This window comes from Kitasatospora sp. NPDC058184 (assembly GCF_042883725.1).
Classification (GTDB): Bacteria; Actinomycetota; Actinomycetes; order Streptomycetales; family Streptomycetaceae; genus Kitasatospora.
The window spans coordinates 60745-83316 of sequence record NZ_JBHVVE010000011.1 but is presented as its reverse complement, the minus strand read 5'-3'; the positions used below and the strand labels follow the sequence as shown (position 1 = coordinate 83316).

Genomic DNA, 22572 nt, shown 5'->3' with positions numbered 1-22572 from the left:
GGCGCGGCGGCCTCGTCGCGTTCCCGGCCGGAGCCCCGGATCCCGACCCCTCGGCTCCCGGCCCCTCGGCCCCCGGATCCCGGCCACCCCGGTGGAACGGGCCGGTCAGGACGGCCGGGGCGGGAGTGGCAGCGGAACGGCCGGCAGCCCGTCGATGCTGCTGCCGACCAGCGGCTTGCGCTCGCAGTAGGCGCCGAACTCCTCCTCGTCCTTCCGGTCGAAGTACTGGGCGTGCAGGTCGCGGTCGGCCCGGTAGTCCATGAACGGCACCGCGTACCCGCAGGAGTCGCTGACCCGCTCCGCCCTGACCAGCACGATCGCCCGCAGCCCGGATCCGTCGGCGGACGGGTCGAAGTGGCCGAGCAGTTCGGCGAACCGCGGGTCGTCCCGGAACACCGGCTCCCCGCGCCCGTGCACCCGCACCACGGTCGGCGGGCCCTCGAACGCGCACCACATCAGGGTGATCCGGCCGTTCTCCCGCAGATGGGCGACCGTCTCGGCCTGCGAGCCGCCGAAATCCAGGTAGGCGAGGGTGAGTTCGTCGATCACCGCGAGCGTCCCGGACCGGCCCTTGGGCGAGAGGTTGACGTGCCCGTCGGCGGCCAGCGGGGCGGTGGCCACGAAGTAGACCGGCTGGCGCTCGATGAACCGGCGCAGCCGACCGTCGATGGCTTCGTACTGCTTTCCCATGCCCGCCAGTCTGCCCCCATCTCGGCTGGCAAGAAACCGGATTCCGCTTCCTGAGACGCCCCGCACCGCCCGGGCCCTCCCGGGGGCCGGGCGGTGCCGCCTACGATGGCCCGTGCGCGTGTCACCCGCCGGACCGAGCTGGGGAGTTGCGATGATCCGGAACACCCCTCCCGGGACGGTCCTCGGCGCGCCGGCCGCGCCGCTGCGCGGGTACGTGCTCGGCTACCGGGGCTACCGGCTGGCGCTGCGGCAGCCGCTCCGGCGGCTGGAGGTGCCGACGGACGTGGTCACCGTGGCGCTCGCCTTCGAGGGCACCATGAGCCTCACCGACGCCGTCTCCCCCGCGGCCGCGGCCTCCTTCGGCTCGGTCGCGGCCGGGCTGCGCCGCACCGCGACGGTCGCCGAACACGCGGGCGCGCTGCACGGGTTGGCCGTCTCGCTCACCCCGCAGGGCGCGTTCCGGGCGTTCGGGCCGCTGGCCGGCGAGCTCGGCGGGCACTGGGCCGAGGCCGGGGACGTCCTGGGCCCGCGGCTGCGGGCGCTGACCGACCGGCTGGCCCACGCGCCGAGCTGGCCGGCCCGGTTCGCCATGCTGGACGGGTACTTCGGCGCGCTGTTCGCGTACGGGCCGGACTGGGACCCGTCCGTGCACTGGGTCTGGCGGCAACTGCGGCACTCGCACGGGCTGGTGCCGATCGGCACCCTGGTCGAGGGCACCGGGTGGAGCCGCCGCCGACTGGAGCTGCGCTTCCGCGAGCACCTCGGGCTGGCCCCCAAGCAGGCGGCCGGCATCCTCCGGCTCCAGCGCACCCTCAACGCCCTGACCGCGCACGAGGACCACCCCTCCGGGGACCACCGCCCCGGGCACCGGCCCACCGGCGCCGACCTGGCCACGCGCTGCGGCTACTACGACCAGTCCCACCTCGACCGGACCTTCCGCGCCATGGTCGGCTGCTCGCCGCGCGCGTTCCTGGCCGCCCGGCGCACCGCCGCCGCCCTGCCCGGGCCCGCCGAGCGGGTCACCGACCGGGTCAGCGGGCGGGTGACCAGCACCGTCCTGGACCCAGGGGGTTCCGGGAGCTGAGGAGTGCGCATTCGTACAAGACGCACCGCTGCCCCGCCCGGCACGCTCGAAGGGCCCGGCCGGTACGGGGGGCCGGCCGGTCACCGGAGCGGGCGGGGCGGGGCAGGGCAGGGCGGAAACGGGGCGGGGCGGGGCGGGCCGGGCGGGGTGTCAGCCGGTCAGTGCTTCAGGTACACGCTGTCCATGAACTCGATGATCTGCTGATCGGTCAGCCGCTGGCCTTCGCGGTGGCCCATCGCCAGGTCGGCCTCGCTGATCATGCCCACCAGCCGGTCCCCGTCGATCACCGGGATCCGCCGGATCTGGTGCTGCTCCATCTTGCGCAGCACCGTCTCCATGCTGTCCTCGGCGCGTACGCAGTGCAGGTGGCCGCCCAGTTCGATGGCCGTCATCGTGGCCGGGTCCTTGCCCTCCGCGATACATCGCAGCACGATGTCGCGGTCGGTGATGATGCCCTTGAGCTTCTGGTCGTCGCCGCAGATCGGCAGCGCGCCCACGTGCTTGTCGCGCATCATCCGCGCGGCCTCGGCGAGCGTCTGGTGGGCGCCGATGCACTGGGCACCGGTGTGCATGATGTCTCGGGCTTTGGTCACGGGGACTCCTTCGTCGGTGGTTCCCCCCGCCTGATCCCCCCGCATCCCCCCGGCGGTGCTCCCGGGCTCCCGCCGTCGGGGCGGAAGGGGGCTGTGACCGCGCCCTCACCATAAGCAACCCCGCCTCCGCCCGCGACCCCGCGCAGCCGGAGCGGGCGAGTCCGCGCGACCTTCGAGGCGGGGCCCGGGGCGCGGCCGCAGAGTGGAGGAGAACGCGACCGGCCCGGCCACCGGCCCGGCCACCCGCACGTCCCGAGGAGTGAGCGAGCCATGGACACCACCGAGACCCCCGCCCCGCAGGTCTGGCCCAACCTGCGCGCCACCGACGCCCGGGCCCTGATCCGCTTCCTGGTCGACGCCTTCGGCTTCCAGGAGGTCGTCACCTACGGCGAGGGCGACTTCGTCGCGCACGCCGAACTCGCCTGGCCCGAGGGCGGCGGCGTGATGCTCGGCTCCGACCGTCCGGCGCCCGAGGACGCCGAACCGTGGCCGGGCCGGCCGGGCGGCTTCACCGCGTACGTGGTCACCGCCGACCCGGACGGCGTGCACGCCCGCGCGGTGGCCGCCGGGGCCCGGATCACCACCGGGCTGTACGAGACCGACTACGGCTCGCGCGACTTCGCCGCCGCCGACCCGGAGGGCAACCGCTGGTACTTCGGCACCTACCCGGGCGCGCCCCGGCCGGCCGGCCGCCCACGGGGGTGAGGCGGTCCGCGGTCGCGGACGGCCCGGAGCGGCGGCGCCGAGGCGGTGGCCGCCGGACCGGGGCAGACTGACAGCGGGGCCACCCCACCGGAGGCATCGGAGGCATCGGAGGCGGACCGTGCCGCAGATGACGGTGGACGGGCACACCCTCGCCCTCTCCCACCTCGACAAGGTGTACTACCCGCGCACCGGCACCCCCAAGGGCGAGGTGCTGCGCTACTACGCCGCCGTGCACGCCGCGCTGCTCCCGCACCTGCGCGACCGCCCGGTCTCCTTCCTCCGCTGCCCGGACGGCGTCGAGGCGGAGGTGTTCGTCGCCAAGAACCCGCCGCCCGGCACCCCGGACTGGGTGCGCACGGTCGACGTGCCGAGCAACACCGGCGAGCTGCGCCAGGTGGTGCTGGAGAGCGGCGCGGCGCTGCTGGCGGTCGCCAACCTGGGCTGCCTGGAACTGCACGTCCCGCAGTGGCACGCGGCCCGACCCGCCCTCGCCGACCGGCTGGTGCTGGACCTGGACCCCGGCGAGGGCGCCGACGTGCTCACCTGCCGCACGGTCGCGCTGCTGCTGCGCGAGCGGCTCGCGGCGGACGGCCTGGCGGCCTGGGTGAAGACCTCCGGCTCCAAGGGCCTGCACCTGCTGGTCCCGATCGAGCCCGCGCCGAGCGCCCGGGTCTCCGGGTACGCGAAGGCGCTGGCCGCCGCCCTGGAGGCCGAGCACCCGGAGCTGGTGGTGCACACCATGGCCAAGGCCCGCCGCCGGGGCCGGGTGCTGGTCGACTGGTCGCAGAACAACGCCAAGAAGACCACCGCCGCGCCGTACACCCTGCGGGCCAGGCCGCTGCCGACCGTCTCCACCCCGCTGGCCTGGGCGGAGCTGGAACGGGCCGCCGACGAGCGGGACCTGGTCTTCACCCTCGCCGAGGTGCCCGACCGGCTGGCCGCGCACGGCGACCTGCTCGCCCCGCTACTGGACCCGGAGCGGGCCCGGCCGCTGCCCGGCGCACCGGCGGCGCCACCGCCGACGGGGTCACCACCGACGGGGTCACCACCGACCAGGCGGGCGGAAGGAGCGCGGCCGGCCCAGGTGCTGCACCCGCCCGTCGAGGTGATGCGCCCGGCCGCCGTGGCCGCCGTCCCGCCCGCCGACGGCCTGGGCGGCGGGGGCGTGCAGTACGAGCTGAAGCTGGACGGCTTCCGCTGCGTCGCCTTCGCCCGGGGCGGGCGGCCCGCGTACCTCCAGTCCCGCGGCGGCCGCGACCTCGCCGCCGAGTTCCCGCCGATCGCCGCCGCCGTCGCCCGGCTGCCGGAGGGCCTGGTGCTGGACGCCGAGCTGGTCGCCTGGCGCGACGGCCGGTTCGCCTTCGGCGAGCTGCTGCGCACCCGCCGGGCCCGCGCCGCCGCCACCGGGGTCGCGCTCGGCCTGATCGCCTTCGACCTGCTGGCGCTGCCCGGCCGCGACGTGCGGGCCCTTCCGCTCACCGACCGCCGCCGGCTGCTGCTCGCCGCCCTCGCCGACGTCCCGCCGCCGATCCGGCCGGTCATGGCCACCACCGACCGGGCGGAGGCGCTGGAGTGGACGGAGCGGCTCGCCGACACCGGGGTGGAGGGGCTGGTCTGCAAGGCCGCGGCGGCCCCGTACCGCCCGCGCGGCGCGGGCCGGGTCTGGGTCAAGTACCGCCGCGGCGACACCCTCGACGCCACCGTCCGCGCTGTCACCGGCCCGGCCGCCCACCCGCACGCGCTGATCCTCCAGCTGGACGACGGCCGGGTGTTCCTGACCACCCCGAGGCTCACCCCGGTCCAGTCCCGCGAGGTCGCCGAACTCGCCCGCCCCCTGCTCGGCCCGCCCGCCACCGACCCGGACCACGGCCCGGTCCACCCGCTGACCGCCCCGCTCCGCGCCGAGTTCACCCTCACCGGCCGCCCGCCGTCCGCCACCTTCCTCCGCCTCCGCGGCGACTGACCCCGCCCTCGCTCCCCTTGCTCACCGCCTCCGTTTCGCCGCCGCGTGGGCGAACTCCGTCACGAAGGCGTCGTCGAACAGCGGCAGGTCGCCCGGCTTGCGGCTGGTGACGAGCGGGCCGGGGCCGTCGTGGCAGACGTGGACCGGCTCGTCCACCCAGTGGGCGCCGGCGTTGACCAGGTCGGTGCGCAGGCTGGGCCAGGAGGTGAGGGTGCGGCCGCGGACGGCGTCGGCCTCGATGAGCGTCCAGGCCGCGTGGCAGATCGCCGCGACCGGACGGCCGGCGGCGCAGTAGGCGTGCACGAAGGCGACCGCCGGGCGGTCCAGGCGCAGCCGGTCGGGGTTGGCGACGCCGCCGGGGAGGACCAGCCCGTCGTAGGCCGCCGGGTCGGCCGCGGCGACCAGGGCGTCCACGGCGAAGGTGTCGCCCTCGGCGTGGTGGCGGACGGTGCGGACCCGGCCCTCGGCGGTGGACAGCAGCCGCGGGGTGCCGCCGGACTCGGCGACGGCCTGCCAGGGGTCGGTCAGTTCGACCTGTTCGGCCCCGTACGGCGCGACCAGGAAGGCGATCACGCGTCCGGTGAGCGTGGTGGACGGCCAGCCCATGGCGTGGTCGCTCAGCGCGGGTGCGGGGCGGTCAGGTCGACGGCCGCGGGCGGGGCGGAGCTGAGCCTGGCGCGCGGGCAGTCGAGGTGGACGGCGCGGTCGAGGTGGTCGAGCCGGGCGACCAGCCCGGCCGGGACGAGCACCCGGGTGCCGGGCACCCAGGGTTCGGCGTCGACCAGCAGGTGGTCCCCGGCGTCCTGTTCGACCCGGCCGACCGGGCCGTCGGTGGCGAGCACCTCGTACCCGACCAGCGTGAGGTCGGCGGCGGGATGGGAGCCCGGGCGGTACTCCCACAGGTCGGTGGTCATGGTGTCACGCCTCCGGACGGTCCCAGGGCCGCCGTTCGCGGCGCTCCCGGCGTTCCCGGGCCTCCGCCGGGTCCACCGCTTCGGTGCGGCCGCGGCCGGCGCGACGGCGGCGCAGCAGCTCGGAGGCGGCGAACGCGGCCGCCACGGTGGCCGCCCAGACCACGCCGAGCGCGACCAGTACGGCGGTGGCCGGGGTCCGCAGGCCCACACCGAGGCAGATCATCGTCATCACCAGGGCGGTCAGCACGACCCCCGCCGAGAACCTGCGCCCGATGCCGCGGAGCACGCCCCGGACCCGGCTCGGCGGCTCGGCGCCCATGGTGCTCAGCTTCCGGTCGAGCCGTGTGTCCTGGCGCAGATCGGACTCGATCTCCTCGAGGAGCCGCCGCTCCCATCCGCTCAACGCGGGTCCGTCCATCTCGGTCACCTCCGACACTTCGGGTGACGTGCTCGCACCCGGGCGGTTGCCCGGTACGGGCTCGCGCTAACCGTTCCGGGCACCGCCTGTTCCGGCGCCGACGGGCCCGAACGCCCGGGGGCGGGCGAGCAGGCTGTCGTCCAGGACGCTCAACAGGGCGGCGGCGTCGCGGTGGACCTCGGCCGCGCCCGCCGCCCGCAGCTCGGGGCCGGTGTCCCGGCCGGCCGCCAGGGCGACGCACGGCACCCCGGCCCGCCGCGCCGCCCGGACCTCGCGCACGCTCCCGGCGACGGCCACGGCGTGCCAGGGCCTGCCGTCCACCAGGTCCAGCGCGGCCCGCACCGGGTCGCCCCCGGGGTCGGCCACGGCCAGTGCCGGAGCCCCGGCCGGCCCGGGGCCGGTCAGCACGACCGTCCAGCCCCGTACCGCGCACTCGCGCAGCAACTCGGCACCGCCGGGCAGCGCGGGCTGCCACCAGTCGGTACCGAAGAGAGCCGCCGAGACCACCGTCATGACCACCGCTTCCGTTCGCGGGCGACGCACCGAACGCTCTCTTCCAGGTTAGGTCGCTCCCCCGCCGCGCGCGCAGCCTGCGCCCCGTGGATCCGCGGCGGGGGGCCGTGGCAAGGAGCCACGGCGGGGGGCCGCGCGGCCGTCGGTTCGCGCCGCCCGGACCGCCGCTCCGCGCGTGCGCCGTCGCTCCGGAGCGCCGGCCGGGGCCGGGGCGGGGACGACGGCCGCGCGCCGGGGCCCGTCGTGCGGTGCGGTCCGTGAAAAGCCGCTGGTCCGGGGTGGGCCGCAGGCCCTAGGGTGTCGCCCCGTCACATTGGTCCAGTCCAGGAGTCCGTCCCCGATGCCTTCGCCCGCCCTGTACCGCTCGCCCAGACCCAGCTCCACCGCCGCCACCGTCCTGCTCGCCGTGTGCGGCACCGCGACCCTCGCCTCGCTCGCCGCGGGCTTCCGCCTGTACGGGGAGGCGGGGGAGTTCGCCGCCGACTCCGACCTGGCCGACGAGTCCGCGCTGACGGACGCGGCCCTGCTCTACGACAACGTCAGCCTGGTCCAGACGCTCACCCTGCTGGCCTCGGCGGTCGCCTTCATCACCTGGTTCCACCGGGTGCGGGTGAACGCGGAGGTCTTCGACCCGAGCGGGCACCGGTTCAAGCGCGGCTGGGCGATCGGCGGCTGGTTCACCCCCGTGGTCGCCCTCTGGTTCCCGTTCCGGATCACGGTCGACACCTGGACGGCCAGCGCCCGGCCGGACGCCTCCGGGGTGCGCCTGCCGCACCCCCAGCCGCTGGTCAACCTCTGGTGGGCCACCTTCTGGCTGGCCAACGCGACCGGCCGGTTCGGCGCCAACTACCTGAACTCGGCGAAGTACCCGGACGACTACCAGACCGCCCTCGGCTGGCTGCTGGCCTCCGACGTGCTGGAGGTGGTCGCCGCCGTCCTCGCCGTCCTGGTCGTCCAGCGGCTGACGGCCATGCAGGAGGAGCGCTTCGCCGAGTCCACCGCCCACGCGTACGCGGTCCGCGGCGGGACCGTCCGGGGCTGAGCCGTTCCGCCGGCCGCGGGCCCGCGGGCGGGCGCTCAGTCCGTGAACGGGTCCGAGGCCAGCCGGGCGTGCAGGTGCTCGTCCGTGTAGACGCCCCCGCCGTAGGTGTAGGAGGCGCGCAGGGTGCCCTCGTACGGGAAGGCGGCCCGCTCGGCGACCCGGCAGGAGGCCTCGTTGCCGACGGCGTGGTAGAGCTCGATCCGGCGGGCGCCGGCGTGCTCCACCGCCCAGCGGGTGACGGCGGTGGTGGCCCGGGTGGCCAGGCCCCGGCCGCGGGCCGCGGCGAGCAGCCAGTAGCCGACCATGGCCACGCCGTCGTCCTGGTTGCTCCACCCCAGGTAGGCGTTGCCGCAGAGGCTGCCGTCGGCGGCGTCGATCACGGCGAAGGAGGCCGCGCTGCCGTCGGCCCAGCCTGCCTCGCAGCGCTCCAGGTAGGCCTGCGGGTCGACCGGGCCGGTGGCGCTGAGCGGGTTCCAGCGGGCGACGGCCGGGTCCGCCGCGGCGGCGAGCAGGGCGGGCACGATTCCGCCGGACACGTCGAGGCCGGGCCCCCACGGGCGCAGCACGGCGTCGCCGAGGTCGAGGACGGTGGGGCGGAACAGCCGCTGGGCGGTGCCGGGATCGCTGATGGTCATCCCGTCTTCCTATCCCCCGCTCCCCCGGGCCCGCCAGCGAATATTCCGGCGCCCGCCCCGACGCCCGCTCCGCCCCTGGTGGACGGAGCGGGCGTACGGAGCGGGCGGGCGGACGGGGCGCGGTCAGCTCCGGGCCAGGTAGCCGTTCTCCACCAGCCAGAGCACGTTCAGCTTGGCCGGGCCGCCGGGCAGCAGGGTGGCGTCGAGCTGGTACTGGAGGCCCCAGCCGGGCTGGTTGAACCAGGGAGCGATCGGGCCGGCGTGCACCGTGAAGGCCTTGACCACCTTGTAGTCATGGTAGTTGCAGGCGGCCGGCGGGGTGCCGTCCAGGCTCTGCGGCGGGAGCGCGCGGCTGGCGTAGGGCAGGCCCTCGGGGGCGAGGTAGGCGCCGTACTCGCTGCCGTAGCGGTCGATGTTCTGGTTCGGGTAGAGGGTGAGGTCGAACTCGATCGGGCTGCCGTCGGGCAGGGTGACGTAGCCGTCGGCCGGCGGGTAGATCCAGCCGCCCTTGCCGCCGTTGCCGGCCGGGTCGTAGTACTTGGCCAGGAAGTCCTGCTCGCCCGCGCCGCCGGTGCGCTGGTAGCCGACGAGCTGGCGGCCGACCGGCCCGGCGGTCGGGAGGTCGGCCGGGCCGAGGCGGGCGTCGTCGTGGCGGAAGGCGGCGGAGCACTGGTCGGCGGGGGTGGCCGCCGGGGCCGCGACGGCGGCGGGGACGGTCACGGCGGTGAGGGCGGCGGCCGCGGCGAGCGGCGCGACGAGCAGGCGAAGGCGAAGGCGCACGGTGTCTCCGTCGAACGGGTCAGCGGTCGAAAAAGGAGCCACGGAGGAGCGTTCTGCTCACCCTCCGTGGCTGGTTCGACACCAGGCAATCGGATCATCTGATCATTCGTCAACATGATCAGTGCGACTGCGCGTTCGACTCGGCGGATTCGGCCAAAGCCGGGACACCGGGACCGCCCGTCCGCGAGGATGAGCGGTCCGGCGCGCCCGGGTCACTTCCCCGGGGCGACCCGCCCGAGCAGGTGGAGCAGCCGGTCGAGGGCGTCCTTGGAGTTCGGCTCGGTCAGGTTGGCCATCAGCCGGAACGCCGCCTTCAGCAGCGCCGGGTGGCCGAGCCCGGCCGCCCCGGCCGCGCCGCGCAGCTTCGGGCGGCCCAGCAGGTCGGCGGCCAGGCGGCCGAGCGCGAAGTAGCCCGCGTAGGCGGAGCGCAGCGCCTGCGGGTAGGCACGCAGGGCGAGTTCGCGACCGCGGTCGGTGCGGCGGGCGAGGGCCTGGACGATGGTCTCGGCGGCGTAGCGACCGGACTCCATCGCATAGGCGATGCCTTCGCCGGTGCCCGGGCTGACCGTCCCGCCCGCGTCGCCGATCAGCAGCAGACCGTCGGCGTAGTGGGGCGCGCGGTTGAGGCCCATCGGCAGGGCGGCACCGCGGATCGGCTCGGTGACCGCGTCGGGGGTGTAGCCGTACTCCGGGGGCAGGCCGTCGCACCAGCGCCGCAGCACCTCGCGCCAGTCCGCCTCGGTCCCGGCGGTGTCCAGGACCCCGAGGCCGACGTTGGCGGTGCCGTCGCCCATGCCGAACACCCAGGCGTAGCCGGGCAACTGGCGCCGGGCCCGGTCGTCGGGGTCGCGCAGGTCGAGCCAGACCTCCAGGTAGCGGTCGTCGTGGCGCGGGGTGGTGAAGTACGTCCGGTAGGCGACGCCCATCGCGCGGTCGGTGCGGCGGTAGCGCCGCATCGCCACCGACAGCCGGGTGGAGTTGCCGTCGGCGGCGACCACGACCGGGGCCCGGTAGGCGACCGGCCGGCGCTCCTCGCCCAGTTTGGCGGTGACCCCGGTGATCCGGCCGGTCCGCTCGTCCAGCGTCGGGCCCGTCACATTGGCGCGTTCGACCACCCGGGCTCCGAGCGAGGCGGCCTTGCGGGCGAGCAGTTCGTCGAAGTCTGCGCGGCGCCGGACCAGTCCGTACCCGGGGTAGGCGGAGAGCTCGGGCCAGTCGAACTCCACCGAGCGGTGCCCGGAGATCAGCCGCAGGCCCCGGTTGTGCAGCCAGCCGGCCTCCTCGGAGACGTCGATGCCGAGGTCGGTCAACTGCTTGACGGCGCGCGGGGTGAGGCCGTCCCCGCAGACCTTCTCGCGCGGGAAGGCGGACTTCTCCAGCAGCAGGACGTCCAGTCCGGTCCGGGCGAGGTGGGCGGCGGCGGTGGAGCCGGCCGGTCCGGCGCCGACCACGATGACGTCGGCGCTCCCCCCGTCCTGGACGGCCTCCCCGCCACTGACGGTCTCCTCGGGCCGGACGGTCTGCTCTGGGCCGGGCATCGCACTCTCCCACGGGTCGGATCGGCTGTCCGCGCGACGGAGTCCTCGGACTGGGCGGTTCCGGACGGACGATAGAGAACCCCGGCACCCGCCCGCCGCCCCGACACGCAGGCCGCCCCGCGAACCGGCCAATACCGGCCACCCCTGCCGTACGGGTCCACCCGCCACGCCGGGGCCCGGACGCAACCGAGCCCCCGGCCCGCGAGCAGCAGCGGGACCAGGGGCTCTCCGTCGTTCCGCGGCGCGGACCCCTCGGGGGGATCAACGGCGGTCGCGCCGGGTTCGACGAGGGCCCCGACCACGGGGGCGGACCGGGGCCCTCATCCGGTACCACGGCCGGCACCGCCTCCCGGGTTCACCACCAGTCCCACTGATCTCACTAGTCCCACTGACACCACCGGCACCACCCGATCCGGCCCCGGGAACGGCGGAAGCCCCTGACCGCACGGGGGAACGTGGCAGGGGCTTCCACTGTCGTCTACGGCCGGCGGGCCCTCACGGGTTCAGCGCCAGCACCACGTACCCCGCCAGCACCGCCAGGTGCACCGCGCCCTGCAGCGGGGTCGCCCGGCGCGGGATGACGGTGAGGGTGAGCAGCACGATGGTCAGGCTCAGCAGCACCATGTGCGCCGGGTCGAGGCCGAGGACGAGCGGGCCGGAGAGCCAGGTGGAGGCGATCGCGACCGCCGGGATGGTCAGGCCGATGCTGGCGAGCGCCGAGCCGAGGGCGAGGTTGAGGCTGGTCTGCACCCGGTTGCGGACGGCCGCGCGCAGCGCCGCGATGGTCTCCGGCAGCAGCACCATCATGGCGATCACGACGCCGACCACGGCGTGCGGCAGCCCGGCGTCGTCCACCGCCTTCTCGATGGTCGGCGACACGCCCTTGGCCAGGCCCACCACCGCCACCAGGGCGACGGCGAGCAGCAGCAGGCTGATCCCGGCGGCCCGGAGGGTGGGCGGGGAGGCGTGCTCCTCCTCGGCCAGCACCCGGCCCTCGGGGGTGACGGGCAGGAAGTAGTCGCGGTGCCGGACGGTCTGGGTGGCCACGAACAGGCCGTAGACCACCAGCGAGGCGGTGGCCGCGAAGGTGAGCTGGGTGGTCGAGAACTGGGGGCCGGGCGAGCTGGTGGTGAAGGTCGGCAGTACCAGGCTGAGGGTCGCGAGGGTGGCGATGCAGGCCAGCGCGGCGCCGGTGCCCTCGGCGTTGAAGACGGCGGTCCGGTACTTGACGGCGGCGACCAGGATGGACAGTCCGAGGATGCCGTTGCAGGTGATCATCACGGCGGCGAAGACGGTGTCCCGGGCCAGGGTGGAGGACTTGTCCCCGCCGTCGGCCATCAGCGTCACGATCAGCGCGACCTCGATCACGGTGACCGCCACGGCGAGGACCAGTGACCCGAAGGGCTCCCCCGACCAGTGCGCGATCACCTCCGCGTGGTGCACGGCCGACAGCACGGCGCCCACCAGGAAGCAGGCGACCACCGCCACCACCCAGCCGGGGAGTTCCTTGTGCCAGGTCAGGGCGAGGACGAGGAACGACACCACCGGGACGACGACGGTCCATTGCGCGAGAGCCGCGCGGAGCTTCGTGATCATGCCGCCGAGGATCCCAGACCGGAGGCCCGTCACCCGGGTGCCCGCGCCGGATACATAGGGATGTGGCATAACTCATCCCAATTCGGCAGTCACCCACCGTAGCCATGAAGGTACTGAAGCACTTTGTCGACATGTTGCCGAAGTCGTTCCGGGACGCCCCCGGCGGTCGCCACGGTCTTGTCGCTGGTCCGGTAGGCCGCCGCAACCAGGGCGGGCAGGTCGTGGGTGAAGCCGTGGCGCTTTATCTGCTGGTCGAGCCAGCAGGCGTAGTTGCCCATCGCGGCGATCGCGTCGCCCGGGTCCCAGTACGACTTCGGACCGGCGTGGGTGGCGGCCTTGCCCCAGGCCTCGAAGACGGAGGGCGTCCACAGGGCGATGCCGTACTCGCCGGTCTCCGGGCGGGCGGCCTTCGGGTCGAAGCCGCTCTCGGCCTTCAGCATGGCGGCCAGCAGCACCGGGGTGACCTCCGGCTCGGGGCAGCGCCGCGCCGCGGTCTCGATCATGCCCCGGTAGGCCACCGGGACGTCCGATCCGGCCGGGATCGCGCCGGGCGGCGGGGGCGCCGCGCGCTCAGCCGCGCCCGGACCGCCGGGCTCCGGGCCACCGGCCAGGGCGAGGACGGCGAGCCCGCAGGCGAGCAGGCCCGCGCCGGACCGGACGGCGGCCTGGACGGCGACCCGGACAGCGGCCCGACGGCCCCGGCCCGGAACGGCGGCGGCCCGGGCGACCAGCGCCGCCAGCCCGGCCGGCCCGGTCCGGGTCCGCTCCTCCCGCCCGGGGGCGAGGCAGGCGGCGACCACCGGCCGCCAGCGCACCGGCAGCGCCTCGTGCAGCCGAAGCGGCGCGGCGCCCCGCGCGTACGCCTGGGCGGCCAGCGAGCGGGCCCGACTGGTGGCGCCGAGGAAGGGGTGCAGGCCGCCGGTGAGCACCTGGTGGGCGATCACCCCGAAGGCCCAGACGTCGGCGCTGGGGCGCAGCGCGATGCCGCGGGCGCCGGTGCGCTCGGACCACCACTCGGGCGGGACGTGGTCGGGCGAGCCCAGCGGCGGGGCGTAGGCGTGGGTGCCCTCCAATTCGGCGGTGAGGCCGAAGTCGGCGATCTTCGCGGTGCCGTCGGGCATCAGCAGGACATTGGCCGGTTTCAGGTCCCCGTGCACCCAGCCGACCCGGTGCATGTGGCTCAGCCCGGCGCAGACCTCGGCCAGGATCCGCTCGGCGCCGGGCACCGCCGCACCGGGGCGGGCCTCGCCCAGCAGGTCCTGGAGGCTGCTGGCGGCGCGTTCCATCACCAGGGCGACGGCACCGTCGAGCGCCGGGTGGTCCGGGTCCTCGACGGTGGCCACGGCGAGGGTGCGGATCAGGTGGGGGTGGTCGGCGCGGCGGCTGAAACGCTGTTCGCTGCGGGCCATCCGGGCCACGGTCCGGCGCTGGCCGGGGGCGAACCGGGCCGCGCCGAGGATCTTGACGGCGGCCTGGCTCCCGTCGGGGCCCTCGGCGGCGTACACGCTGCCCCAGGCACCCGCGCCGAGGAAGGCGCCGAGGCGGTAGCCGGCGATCGGGTAGCCCTCCGGGACCGCGAAGGACGGGCCCCCGGACGGCCCGGGGTCGGAACCCGGCTCCGGCTCGGGCTCGGACCCCGGCGACGGCTCGGACGGGGCGCCGGGCGTCACGGCCGGGCGACCGGGCGCCGGGGCGGGAGCAGGGCCAGGTGCTCCTCCCGGACGAGGTCGAACTTCAGTGCCAGCGCCACCAGTTCCTCGCGCTTGCCGCCGGCCGGCCCTTCCTCGTACGGCTCGCGCAGCCGCAGCTTGGTCTCCACCAGGTAGTCGATGTGGTAGTTGACCGCCGAGCGGCTCAGCCCGCGGCAGCCGGGCAGGGCGCGCAGCCGGGCGAGCACCTCGGTCACTCCGGGGACGGCGGCGGCGGAGGGTGAGCGCAGCCGGGGCTCGCAGAGCGCGAGCAGGACCAGGAAGTACTTGGCGGTCGGGTCCAGGGCGAACGGGCTGACGGTGTGCTCGCCGTCGGCGCCGCCTGGCCGCCCGTCGAGGTAGGCGTGCTGCGGGGCGAAGACCTTGAAGGCCGCGGGCTCGCCGAGCGCGGGCAGCAGCACCCGGGAGAGTTCGAACGGGACGGGGGCGCCGAGCCGGCCGGGCGCGACCTTGACGTGCTCCCCCGCGCCCTCCAGGTTCTCCACCACGTAGGTGGCCGAGGTGCTGAAGTTGGACAGCCGCCAGTAGTCCTCGGCCGCGACCACCTCCCCCGCCCGGCGGGAGACGCCCTGGTCGGGCAGTGGGATGGGGACCGGTCGGCCGGGCTCCCCGCGCCCGAACACCGCGGTCTCGCCCGGGCCCATCCGCAGCAGGCCGGGGGCCCCACCGGGTCTCATCCCGGGCCCGGGGCCGGGCAGTTGGACGATGACCGTGTCCACGCGGCACCTCCGTGGGATCGGGTCGATACCTCCGTGGGATGGGGTCGATGGTATCCGTCCTATTCGCCCCGGGGGCAAACCCGCCACCCGGACGGGTGAGGAACCGCCCTTTTCCACCCATGAACTGATCATCCGTCAGGACTGGAGTTGTCCGTGTGCTGAACAGATGAGGAATGGTTGCAGGATGTAGTTGAACGGTCACCATGAGTGTGACGCAACGCACACACAACACGTTCACGATGTGTGCAAGACTCATCTCAAGGAGTGAGATTCCCTTAATTTCCAAGGAGGTTCGTATCATGCGCGCTCGGATCGCAGCTGTGGTGATGGCGGCGGCAGGGATCGCCGGCCTGACGGCGGCCCCGGCCATAGCGGCCACCGCGACGTCCGACACCGACACCGCGCTCTGCGCCACGGTGCTCAACCAGCCCTGCATCTCGCACCAGGCCGACGGCTCCGGCATCGTCGGCGTCGCCCAGGTCAGCGCGGACCCGGGCCAGTTGACGCTGGTTCGGGTCGAGGTCCGCACCCAGGCCGCCTGGGGCAGCCCCTGGGAGGCGGTCGCCTCCGCGACCACCGTCCGGTTCGGCTCCGCCAAGGCGGTCACCCCGCGGGTGACCGCCGGCGCCCCCCGCATGATCTGCGCGACCGCCGGCCCCGCGCTGGACGTCGCCAAGCAGGTCACCACCTGTACCCACCCGTTCTGATCGCGGGGCCGCCGAGGCGCCGCACCCACCACCCCCACGCCGTCCGTACGACCGGGCAGCCGTCCGGACGACCAGGGGGCGGGAAGCAGTGAAGAGCACCACCACCGGGGCCGGCCGCCGGGACATCCCGTCCCGACGACCGGCCCCGGCCATGCCGATCGGGCGGCAGCCGTCCCGATCAGGCAGAAGAGGCGGCGGCGGAGATCATCCGGAACGCGGACCCGGGTGGACCTGGGGCACCCCTTCACGGCAAACTGGTCTAGACCTTGGAGGTCTAGACCTCAGCCTCGCCTCAGAACGGTGGACCCAGTATGGAAATCGTGATCGTCCCTGACGCCCGTGCGGCCGGCGAACTCATCGCCGCGGCGATCACCGATCTGCTGACCGACAAGCCCGACGCCCTGCTCGGCGTGGCCACCGGCTCGACCCCGCTGCCGATCTACCAGGCCCTGGCCGAGCGGGTCCGCGACGGCCGACTGGACGCCGCCGAGGCGCGCATCTGCCAGCTGGACGAGTACGTCGGCCTGCCCGCCGGCCACCCGGAGTCCTACCGCTCGGTGGTGCTGCGCGAGGTCGTGGAGCCGCTCGGCCTGACCGAGGACTCCTTCCTGGGCCCGGACGGAAACGCCTCCGACATCGCCGCGGCGGCCACCGCCTACGACCGCGCGCTGGCCGAGGCCGGCGGCGTCGACCTCCAGCTGCTCGGCATCGGCACGGACGGCCACATCGGCTTCAACGAGCCCTGCTCCTCGCTCTCCTCCCGGACCCGGATCAAGACCCTGACCCGGCAGACCCGCGAGGACAACGCCCGCTTCTTCGACAGCCTCGACGAGGTCCCGCACCACGTCATCACCCAGGGCATCGGCACCATCCTGGAGGCCCGCCACCTGGTCCTGCTCGCCACCGGCGAGGCCAAGGCCGAGGCCGTCGCGCTCGCCGTCGAGGGCCCGCTCTCCGCGGTCGTCCCCGCCTCGGCGCTGCAGCTGCACCCGCACGCCACCGTCGTGGTGGACGAGGCGGCCGCCTCCCGCCTCAAGCTCGCCGACTACTTCCGCGACACCTACGCGGCCAAGCCGGCCTGGCAGAAGCTCTGAGCGCTCCCGGGCAGCGGCCTTGACGGCCGGGGCGCCGGCCACCGACTCCCCTCGGTGGCCGGCGCCCCGGCCGTTTCGCCGTACGGAGACGCCGCTCAGTACCGCGAGCGCCGCTCAGCGTGGGGAGCACCGCTCAGTTCCGCGAGCACCGCTCAGCACGGGGAGCACCGCTCAGCACGGGAAGCGCCGCTCAGCGCTTGCGGAGCCAGTCGGCGAAGGCCGCCAGGCCCGGGCCCGGGTCGCGGCGGCCGAGGCCGATCCGGAACCGGTCGGCCGGGGTCGGGGTCAGCTCCGAGCGGAAGATCCCGGCGGGCAGCAGCAGCACGCCCGCCTGCTCGACCAGCGCGGTGCAGAACTCCTCCACGCCGTCCGGGCCCAGGTAGCGCGGGAAGGCGACGCAGCCGCCGTCCGGCGCGCGCCACTCGAAGAGGTCGGCGAACTCGGCGAAGAAGGCGTCGAACAGCGGCAGGTTCCCGGCGATGATCGCGCGGTTGCGGGCCAGGATGCGGTCGCGGGCGGTGATCGCGATCCGGGCCAGCACCTCGCTCGGCGCCGAGTTGCAGATCGTGGTGTAGTGCTTGGCCCGCTCCAGGCGCGAGCGCAGTTCCTGGTCCCGGCAGGCGATCCAGCCGATCCGCAGGCCGGGCAGGCCGAGCGACTTGGAGGTCACGTTGAGCGAGAGGGCCCGCTCGGAGAGGTCGGCGGCCTGCGGCAGGGCGCGGGCCGGGTCGCGCTCCAGACCGCGGTAGACCTCGTCCGAGAACAGCCGGATGCCGCGCTCGTCGCAGAGCTCGGCCAGCCGGACGAAGTCGGCGGTGTCGATCACCGTGCCGGTCGGGTTGTTCGGGAAGTTGACCGACAGCACCCTGGTGTTCGGCCGCAGCGCCGCCTCGACCGCGTCCAGGTCCAGCGCCCAGTCCCGCTCCGGGTCCAGCGCGACGCCGGTGACCTCGCAGAGCGAGAGCGGGACGGTCTCGGCGGACTGGTAGTTCGGGGTCAGCACCACCGCGTGGTCGCCCGGTTCGAGCAGGACCTACATGGCGAGGTTGAGCCCCTCCTGGGCGCCGCCGAAGCAGATCACGTCGTCCTCGCCGACCCGCTCGTACATCCCGGCGACGGCGCGGCGCAGCCCGGGGTCGCCGAAGGTCTCGGTGTAGCCGAGGGCCAGGGTGTCCCAGGCCTCGCGGTCCTCGGGGCCCGCCAGGGCGAGCAGCTCGGCCATCGTCATGGTCTGCGCGTCGGAGGCGGTGAGGTGGTGGCGGGCGGTGAACTCCCAGCGCGAGAAGTGGGTTTCGAGCCGGAAGTCGGGGAGCCGGGTCACTGGTGGTCCTCCTCGCTGGGGCCCGCGGGGTGCTGCTTGAGCTCGGCGAGCAGGCTGTAGGCGCTGGAGCGGGAGATCCGCAGCGCGGTGGCGACGACGGGGACGGCGCGCCGGACGGCGAACACCCCCGCCCGGTCGAGTTCGCCCAGGACGGCGAGCCGGTCCTCGCGGGTGAAGCGCTCCAGCGGGCGGCCCTGGGCGCGGACGTACCCGCCGACCACGTCGTTGATCCGCTCGGTCCAGTCGCGCTCGAAGAGCGGTTCGGGGCGCGGCGCGGTGGGGGCGGCGAAGCCGGCCAGCAGGGCGGCGGCCTGCTCCAGCGGGCCGCGGTCGAGGTTGACGCAGAGCACCGCGGTGGGCTTCCCGTCGTCGTCGCGCAGTACGGCGCTGACGGAGGAGAGCCGGCGTCCGTCGGGCAGCAGCTTCGCGTACGGGCCGTAGACGTCGGGGGCGGAGGGGTCGATCCCGTCGAGCTCGCCGAGCAGTGACGGGTCGCCGGGGGCCCGGGGGGTCATCGGGTTCCAGACGGCGAGGACCCGGTCGGTGGCGGTGTCGTGCAGCACGACCTCGGCGTACGGGCCGAGCAGCAGGGCCACCGCGCGGCAGACCGGGGACCAGGTCCGTACGCGGGGGTCGGGGTTTTCCGAGGACATGCCTGGACTGTACGTCCGGCTCGGACACTTGGTCCAGGGCTTTCACGCCCCGGGCCCCGCCGGAGGGTTCCGGCGGGGCCCGGGGCGGCTGCCCGTGCGCTACTTGCAGGTGATCAGCAGCCCGAGCACCGCGGAGCAGCTGCGGGTGGCCCGGCTGGTGGCGGGCGACGGGTCGGCGGGCGCCCCGGCGGTGCGCGCCACGGTGACGTCCCAGCTGCGGAGCAGGGTGAGCAGGCCGACGCCGACCGAGAAGTGCCGGGTGGTGCTCGCGCCCTTGGCCAGCGGCGCGGTCAGCGCGCAGTTCAGCTTCCCGGCGGCGACGGTGCAGTCACCGGAGGTCGTGGTCAGCCCGGCGGGCAGGTCGGCGGCGACGGTGGCCGTGGTCACCGGGTCGGGGCCCTGGCCGGTGAGGGTGACGGTGTAGTCGACCCGGCTGGAGAGCAGCCCGGTGACCGGGGTCGCGGTGAGCGCGACGCCCAGGTGGGCGGCGGGGGCGGTGTAGGTGAAGCGGTCGGCGGCGACGGCCGCGCTGGTGCCGCCGGGCCCGGTGACCCGCACGTCCACGGCTCCGGCGACGGTGGTGGCGGGGGCGGTCGCGGTGCAGCTGGTCTTCGTGCAGCTGAACGAGGTGGCGGCGCCGGCCGCGCCGAAGGTCACGGCGGTGGCGCCGGCCAGGTCGGTGCCGGTGATGGTCACCGCGGTGCCGCCCGTCCCGGAGCCGCCGTTCGGGCTGATCGCGGTCACGTCCGGCACCGGCAGCGGGAAGGTCACCACGTCGACGGCGCTGCCGGTGAAGTCGGCGAGGTAGCCGTGCCGCCCGTCGGCGGTCAGGGCCAGGCTGTACGGGCTGGCGCCCACCGGGACGGTCGCGGTGACCGTCCGGCTCGCGGTGTCCACCACGCTCAGGGTGTTGTCGGCGTAGTTGGAGACGTAGGCCGCCGTGCCGTCCGGGGAGACGGTCACCGCGTAGGGGCCGGAGCCGACGGCGACGGTGCCGAGGACCGTACCGGCCGCGGTGTCGATCACGGCGGCGGTGCCGTCGTCGCCGTCGGCGGTCCACAGCCGGGTGCCGTCCGGGCTGAGCGCGAGGCCGAAGACGCCGTGGCCGACCGGGACGGTGCCGCTCACCGTGCCGCTCGCGGTGTCGACCACGGTGACGGCCTTGGCGCCGGACGCGGCGACGTACAGCCGGGTGCCGTCCGGGGAGACGGCCAGGCCGTGCGGCTCGGCGCCGACCGGCACGGTCGCGGTCACGGTGTCGGACGACGTGTCCAGCACGCTGACGGTGTTGGCGGCGGCGTTGCTCACGTAGGCGCGGGAGCCGTTCGGCGCGAGGGCGAGGCCCCAGGGCTGGGCGCCGACCGGGACGGTCGCGGTGACGGCGTCGGTCGCGGTGTCCACGACGCTGACGGTGTTGTCCAGGTGGTGGGTCAGGTAGGCCCGGTGCCCGTCGGGCGACACGGCCACGGCGTACGAGCCGGACCCGGCGGTGAAGCCGCCGGACACGGTGTTGCTCGCGGTGTCGAGCACGCTGACGGCGCCGCTGCTCTGGCTGGTCACATAGGCGTGGCCGCCGTCCGGCGTCAGCGCGACGCCCGCCGGGTACGGCGCCACCGCCAGGTGCGCGGCGACGGCCGGCGGCGGTGTGACGGCCTCGGCGGTCGCGGGCAGCGACAGCAGTGCGGCCGTGGTCGCGGATATCGCGGCCACGGCCGTCCGGGTACGACGGGGTGTGCGGGGTGTTCTCACGGGTCTCTCCAGCTGCTCGGCACGGACGAACGTGTGGTGGTGCTGTGGTGGGTTCGGAGCCGGGGGAAGCGTAGAAGCCGCCCTGACTTTCCGTCAGGGAGTGACTACTAATGTCGCCAAATGTTCAGATCCGATCGCCGCGCGAGGGTGCGCGGACCCGCCACGGCCCCGACCGGGCCGAGGGCTCCGGATCGACGTGACCGGGGTCTCGATCGACGTCGTGCAGAAAATTGGAGTTGCGGAGTCGTATTCGATAGCGTTCCGAACGTGAGGCTGACCAAGAGCACCGACATCGCCCTGCGGATCGCCATGCGACTGGCCGTCCTGGGCGAGGGCGACAACCCGACCACCCGCGAGGTGGCCGCGTCCGTCGGCGTGCCGTACACCCACGCGGCGAAGGTGGTCAGCCGGCTGCAGCACCTGGGGGTGGTGGAGGCCCGGCGCGGTCGCGGCGGCGGGCTGATGCTCACCTTCGCCGGGCGGACCGGTTCGCTCGGACTGCTGCTGCGGGAGCTGGAGGGGGTCGGCGACGTGGTCGGCTGCGAGGACGACCCGCCCTGCCCGCTGCGGGCCGCGTGCCGGCTGCGCGGAGCACTGCGGGGCGCCCAGGAGGCGTTCTTCGCCGCGCTCGACCACCTCTCCATCGACGACCTGGTGGCCTCCCCCACCGGGCCGGTCCTGCTCAGCCTCACCGCGAGACCCGCCGACACCGCCTGACCCACCGGCGTCACCGGCACCGCCGGATCCACCGAGACTGCCGGACCCACCGAGACCGCCGGACCCACCGGCCGATCGGCCCACCGGGGCTGCGCGCCTCTTTCACAGCCTTTAATGCGAATCTCAAATACCAGTTAGGAGCCCGACTGATGCTGTCCGCGAAGTCCACCGAGGTCATCGAGGCCACCCTGCCCGTCGTGGGCGCCGCCATCGGCGACATCACCCCGCGCTTCTACGACCGGCTGTTCGCCGCGCACCCGGAGCTGCTGCGCGACCTCTTCAACCGGGGCAACCAGGCCAACGGCACCCAGCGCGAGGCGCTGGCCGGCTCGATAGCCGCCTTCGCCACCGCCCTGATCGCCGACCCGGACCAGCGGCCGGACGCGATGCTCGCCCGCATCGCCCACAAGCACGTCTCCGTCGGCATCGACAGCAGCCAGTACAAGATCGTCCACGAGCACCTGTTCGCCGCCATCGTGGAGGTGCTCGGCGAGGCCGTCACCCCCGAGGTCGCCGCCGCCTGGGACGAGGTCTACTGGCTGATGGCCAACGCGCTGATCGCCCTCGAGGACCGGCTGCGCGCCGAGGCCGCCGCCGGCGGCGACCCGGCCGACCTGTGGCGCCCCTACACCGTGATCGCCCGCCACCAGGAGACCAAGGCCGTCACCAGCTACCTGGTCCGCCCCGCCGACGGCCGCCCCGTCCCGGCCTTCCGCCCCGGCCAGTACGTCTCGGTGCGCACCGAACTGGCCGACGGCGCCCGGCAGATCCGCCAGTACAGCCTCTCCGGCGGCGCCGACGGCGCGCTGCGCTTCAGCGTCAAGCGCGAGGACGGCGGCGAGGTCTCCGGCCACCTGCACGACCACCTGAAGGCCGGCGACCCCGTCGAACTGGCGCCCCCGCTGGGCGACATCGCCCTGGCCGACGGCGACGGCCCGGTGCTGCTCGCCTCCGCCGGCATCGGCAACACCCCGATGACCGCCATGCTCGACCACCTCGCCACCACCGGCTCCACCCGGCGGATCGTCTCCGTCCACGGCGACCGCGACCAGCTGAGCCACGCCTTCCGGGCCGAACTGGCACGGCTCACCGCCGACCTGCCGAACGCGGACTCGCACGTCTTCTACGAGCGGCCGCTCGGCGAGTGGCCGGCCGAGCGCACCGGCCTGGTGGACCTCTCCACCGTCGAGGTCCCGGCCGGCACCACCGCCTACCTCTGCGGGCCGCTCCCCTTCCTGCGCGCCGTCCGCGAGCAGCTGCTGACCGCGGGCGTCCCGGCGGCGGACATCCACTACGAGGTGTTCGGGCCGGACCTCTGGCTCGGCGCCTGAGGCCGTGAGGCCGTGAGGCCGTGAGGCCGTGAGGCCGTGAGGCCGTGAGGCCGTGAGGCCGTGAGGCCGTGAGGCCGTGAGGCCGTGAGGCCGTGAGGCCG

Annotated in this window: 24 protein-coding genes and 1 pseudogene; 9 read left to right on the top strand and 16 right to left on the bottom strand. The window is 75.0% G+C overall.

All coding sequences use genetic code 11. The annotated features are described in order from the left end of the window. Window positions 1–105: 105 nt before the first annotated feature. The gene (locus ACFVXH_RS22110) at window positions 106–690 is read right to left on the bottom strand and encodes a pyridoxamine 5'-phosphate oxidase family protein (protein WP_049658863.1); all 585 of its coding nucleotides are present in this window, start codon (window positions 688–690) and stop codon (window positions 106–108) included. Window positions 691–841: 151 nt separating this feature from the next. Here ACFVXH_RS22110 and ACFVXH_RS22105 point away from each other — a divergent pair, with 151 nt between their 5' ends. After that, window positions 842–1774 (top strand): helix-turn-helix domain-containing protein, encoded by a 933-nt coding sequence (locus ACFVXH_RS22105; RefSeq protein ID WP_387826322.1) that lies wholly within the window; start codon window positions 842–844, stop codon window positions 1772–1774. Window positions 1775–1932: 158 nt separating this feature from the next. On the opposite strand, the gene ACFVXH_RS22100 is transcribed toward ACFVXH_RS22105, so the two are convergent. Next, complete coding sequence (locus ACFVXH_RS22100) at window positions 1933–2367, bottom strand: CBS domain-containing protein (protein WP_234348648.1); 435 nt, start codon at window positions 2365–2367, stop codon at window positions 1933–1935. A 270-nt stretch (window positions 2368–2637) separates the two neighbouring features. Here ACFVXH_RS22100 and ACFVXH_RS22095 point away from each other — a divergent pair, with 270 nt between their 5' ends. The 3 genes and pseudogenes from ACFVXH_RS22095 (at window position 2638) to ACFVXH_RS22085 (ending at window position 5035) form a co-directional block, all read left to right on the top strand. Beyond that, window positions 2638–3072, top strand: coding sequence for a VOC family protein (locus ACFVXH_RS22095; RefSeq protein WP_387826318.1), 435 nt, complete (start codon window positions 2638–2640; stop codon window positions 3070–3072). Window positions 3073–3199: 127 nt separating this feature from the next. Further along, window positions 3200–4069 (top strand): annotated as a pseudogene (gene ligD, locus ACFVXH_RS22090) (non-homologous end-joining DNA ligase); the annotation flags it as partial. Window positions 4070–4180: 111 nt separating this feature from the next. Beyond that, entirely contained in the window at window positions 4181–5035 is an 855-nt protein-coding gene (locus tag ACFVXH_RS22085; RefSeq protein ID WP_387826670.1) for a DNA ligase, read from the top strand. A 21-nt stretch (window positions 5036–5056) separates the two neighbouring features. Here ACFVXH_RS22085 and ACFVXH_RS22080 read toward each other — a convergent pair whose 3' ends face one another. The 4 genes from ACFVXH_RS22080 to ACFVXH_RS22065 all read right to left on the bottom strand — a co-directional run bounded on the left by ACFVXH_RS22080 (window position 5057) and on the right by ACFVXH_RS22065 (window position 6880). Further along, window positions 5057–5641: a DJ-1/PfpI family protein gene (locus ACFVXH_RS22080; RefSeq protein WP_387826315.1), complete on the bottom strand. Its 585-nt coding sequence runs from the start codon at window positions 5639–5641 to the stop codon at window positions 5057–5059. Between the two features lie 11 nt (window positions 5642–5652). Continuing rightward, window positions 5653–5949 carry a hypothetical protein gene (locus tag ACFVXH_RS22075; protein ID WP_049660555.1) on the bottom strand — a complete coding sequence of 99 codons (297 nt, stop codon included), beginning with the start codon at window positions 5947–5949 and terminating at the stop codon, window positions 5653–5655. A 4-nt stretch (window positions 5950–5953) separates the two neighbouring features. Further along, a complete protein-coding gene (locus tag ACFVXH_RS22070) occupies window positions 5954–6367 on the bottom strand; it encodes a hypothetical protein (protein ID WP_375873734.1) in 414 nt (137 codons plus the stop codon). Window positions 6368–6433: 66 nt separating this feature from the next. Continuing rightward, window positions 6434–6880, bottom strand: a complete 447-nt coding sequence (locus tag ACFVXH_RS22065) for a hypothetical protein (protein WP_387826312.1) — start codon at window positions 6878–6880, stop codon at window positions 6434–6436. Window positions 6881–7220: 340 nt separating this feature from the next. Here ACFVXH_RS22065 and ACFVXH_RS22060 point away from each other — a divergent pair, with 340 nt between their 5' ends. Next, window positions 7221–7922 carry a DUF4328 domain-containing protein gene (locus ACFVXH_RS22060; protein ID WP_074004918.1) on the top strand — a complete coding sequence of 234 codons (702 nt, stop codon included), beginning with the start codon at window positions 7221–7223 and terminating at the stop codon, window positions 7920–7922. Between the two features lie 35 nt (window positions 7923–7957). Here the strand turns inward: ACFVXH_RS22060 and ACFVXH_RS22055 are convergent, their stop codons facing one another. The 6 genes from ACFVXH_RS22055 to ACFVXH_RS22030 all read right to left on the bottom strand — a co-directional run bounded on the left by ACFVXH_RS22055 (window position 7958) and on the right by ACFVXH_RS22030 (window position 14899). Further along, on the bottom strand, window positions 7958–8557 hold the full coding sequence (locus ACFVXH_RS22055; protein WP_387826308.1) for a GNAT family N-acetyltransferase: 600 nt from the start codon (window positions 8555–8557) through the stop codon (window positions 7958–7960). A gap of 123 nt (window positions 8558–8680) precedes the next feature. Then, window positions 8681–9337, bottom strand: a complete 657-nt coding sequence (locus tag ACFVXH_RS22050) for a TNT domain-containing protein (RefSeq protein WP_387826305.1) — start codon at window positions 9335–9337, stop codon at window positions 8681–8683. Window positions 9338–9549: 212 nt separating this feature from the next. Continuing rightward, window positions 9550–10875, bottom strand: a complete 1326-nt coding sequence (locus ACFVXH_RS22045) for a geranylgeranyl reductase family protein (RefSeq protein ID WP_387826302.1) — start codon at window positions 10873–10875, stop codon at window positions 9550–9552. A 495-nt stretch (window positions 10876–11370) separates the two neighbouring features. Further along, the gene (locus ACFVXH_RS22040) at window positions 11371–12471 is read right to left on the bottom strand and encodes a calcium:proton antiporter (protein WP_074004922.1); all 1101 of its coding nucleotides are present in this window, start codon (window positions 12469–12471) and stop codon (window positions 11371–11373) included. Window positions 12472–12560: 89 nt separating this feature from the next. Continuing rightward, the gene (locus tag ACFVXH_RS22035; protein WP_387826299.1) at window positions 12561–14141 is read right to left on the bottom strand and encodes a protein kinase; all 1581 of its coding nucleotides are present in this window, start codon (window positions 14139–14141) and stop codon (window positions 12561–12563) included. After that, the gene (locus ACFVXH_RS22030) at window positions 14138–14899 is read right to left on the bottom strand and encodes a serine/threonine protein kinase (protein ID WP_387826296.1); all 762 of its coding nucleotides are present in this window, start codon (window positions 14897–14899) and stop codon (window positions 14138–14140) included. Before ACFVXH_RS22030 ends, ACFVXH_RS22035 begins: the two co-directional genes overlap by 4 nt. A 299-nt stretch (window positions 14900–15198) precedes the next feature. Here ACFVXH_RS22030 and ACFVXH_RS22025 point away from each other — a divergent pair, with 299 nt between their 5' ends. Further along, window positions 15199–15606 (top strand): hypothetical protein, encoded by a 408-nt coding sequence (locus ACFVXH_RS22025; RefSeq protein WP_375873729.1) that lies wholly within the window; start codon window positions 15199–15201, stop codon window positions 15604–15606. A 311-nt stretch (window positions 15607–15917) separates the two neighbouring features. Next, window positions 15918–16700 (top strand): glucosamine-6-phosphate deaminase, encoded by a 783-nt coding sequence (gene nagB, locus ACFVXH_RS22020; RefSeq protein ID WP_049652442.1) that lies wholly within the window; start codon window positions 15918–15920, stop codon window positions 16698–16700. Window positions 16701–16890: 190 nt separating this feature from the next. On the opposite strand, the gene ACFVXH_RS22015 is transcribed toward nagB, so the two are convergent. The 4 genes from ACFVXH_RS22015 to ACFVXH_RS22000 form a co-directional block, all read right to left on the bottom strand. Further along, window positions 16891–17730 carry an aminotransferase class I/II-fold pyridoxal phosphate-dependent enzyme gene (locus ACFVXH_RS22015; RefSeq protein WP_387826667.1) on the bottom strand — a complete coding sequence of 280 codons (840 nt, stop codon included), beginning with the start codon at window positions 17728–17730 and terminating at the stop codon, window positions 16891–16893. 3 nt (window positions 17731–17733) lie between these two features. Further along, the gene (locus ACFVXH_RS22010) at window positions 17734–18021 is read right to left on the bottom strand and encodes a hypothetical protein (protein ID WP_387826292.1); all 288 of its coding nucleotides are present in this window, start codon (window positions 18019–18021) and stop codon (window positions 17734–17736) included. Further along, entirely contained in the window at window positions 18018–18674 is a 657-nt protein-coding gene (locus ACFVXH_RS22005) for a transcriptional regulator (protein ID WP_117492952.1), read from the bottom strand. The genes ACFVXH_RS22010 and ACFVXH_RS22005 overlap by 4 nt, the downstream gene beginning before the upstream one ends. Window positions 18675–18773: 99 nt before the next feature. Next, window positions 18774–20384 (bottom strand): beta-propeller fold lactonase family protein, encoded by a 1611-nt coding sequence (locus ACFVXH_RS22000; protein WP_380775836.1) that lies wholly within the window; start codon window positions 20382–20384, stop codon window positions 18774–18776. 306 nt (window positions 20385–20690) lie between these two features. Here ACFVXH_RS22000 and ACFVXH_RS21995 point away from each other — a divergent pair, with 306 nt between their 5' ends. Next, a complete protein-coding gene (locus ACFVXH_RS21995) occupies window positions 20691–21140 on the top strand; it encodes an Rrf2 family transcriptional regulator (RefSeq protein WP_049652449.1) in 450 nt (149 codons plus the stop codon). Between the two features lie 149 nt (window positions 21141–21289). Further along, window positions 21290–22471 (top strand): globin domain-containing protein, encoded by a 1182-nt coding sequence (locus ACFVXH_RS21990; RefSeq protein WP_387826287.1) that lies wholly within the window; start codon window positions 21290–21292, stop codon window positions 22469–22471. The last annotated feature ends 101 nt before the right edge of the window (window positions 22472–22572 follow it).

Bases quoted from the DNA above. Each gene is read 5' to 3' on its own strand.
- ACFVXH_RS22110 (WP_049658863.1), bottom strand. From the start codon at position 690: ATGGGAAAGCAGTACGAAGCCATCGACGGTCGGCTGCGCCGGTTCATC.
- ACFVXH_RS22105 (WP_387826322.1), top strand. From the start codon at position 842: ATGATCCGGAACACCCCTCCCGGGACGGTCCTCGGCGCGCCGGCCGCG.
- ACFVXH_RS22095 (WP_387826318.1), top strand. From the start codon at position 2,638: ATGGACACCACCGAGACCCCCGCCCCGCAGGTCTGGCCCAACCTGCGC.
- ACFVXH_RS22085 (WP_387826670.1), top strand. From the start codon at position 4,181: ATGCGCCCGGCCGCCGTGGCCGCCGTCCCGCCCGCCGACGGCCTGGGC.
- ACFVXH_RS22080 (WP_387826315.1), bottom strand. From the start codon at position 5,641: ATGGGCTGGCCGTCCACCACGCTCACCGGACGCGTGATCGCCTTCCTG.
- ACFVXH_RS22075 (WP_049660555.1), bottom strand. From the start codon at position 5,949: ATGACCACCGACCTGTGGGAGTACCGCCCGGGCTCCCATCCCGCCGCC.
- ACFVXH_RS22070 (WP_375873734.1), bottom strand. From the start codon at position 6,367: ATGGACGGACCCGCGTTGAGCGGATGGGAGCGGCGGCTCCTCGAGGAG.
- ACFVXH_RS22065 (WP_387826312.1), bottom strand. From the start codon at position 6,880: ATGACGGTGGTCTCGGCGGCTCTCTTCGGTACCGACTGGTGGCAGCCC.
- ACFVXH_RS22060 (WP_074004918.1), top strand. From the start codon at position 7,221: ATGCCTTCGCCCGCCCTGTACCGCTCGCCCAGACCCAGCTCCACCGCC.
- ACFVXH_RS22055 (WP_387826308.1), bottom strand. From the start codon at position 8,557: ATGACCATCAGCGATCCCGGCACCGCCCAGCGGCTGTTCCGCCCCACC.
- ACFVXH_RS22045 (WP_387826302.1), bottom strand. From the start codon at position 10,875: ATGCCCGGCCCAGAGCAGACCGTCCGGCCCGAGGAGACCGTCAGTGGC.
- ACFVXH_RS22040 (WP_074004922.1), bottom strand. From the start codon at position 12,471: ATGATCACGAAGCTCCGCGCGGCTCTCGCGCAATGGACCGTCGTCGTC.
- ACFVXH_RS22025 (WP_375873729.1), top strand. From the start codon at position 15,199: ATGCGCGCTCGGATCGCAGCTGTGGTGATGGCGGCGGCAGGGATCGCC.
- nagB (WP_049652442.1), top strand. From the start codon at position 15,918: ATGGAAATCGTGATCGTCCCTGACGCCCGTGCGGCCGGCGAACTCATC.
- ACFVXH_RS22005 (WP_117492952.1), bottom strand. From the start codon at position 18,674: ATGTCCTCGGAAAACCCCGACCCCCGCGTACGGACCTGGTCCCCGGTC.
- ACFVXH_RS21990 (WP_387826287.1), top strand. From the start codon at position 21,290: ATGCTGTCCGCGAAGTCCACCGAGGTCATCGAGGCCACCCTGCCCGTC.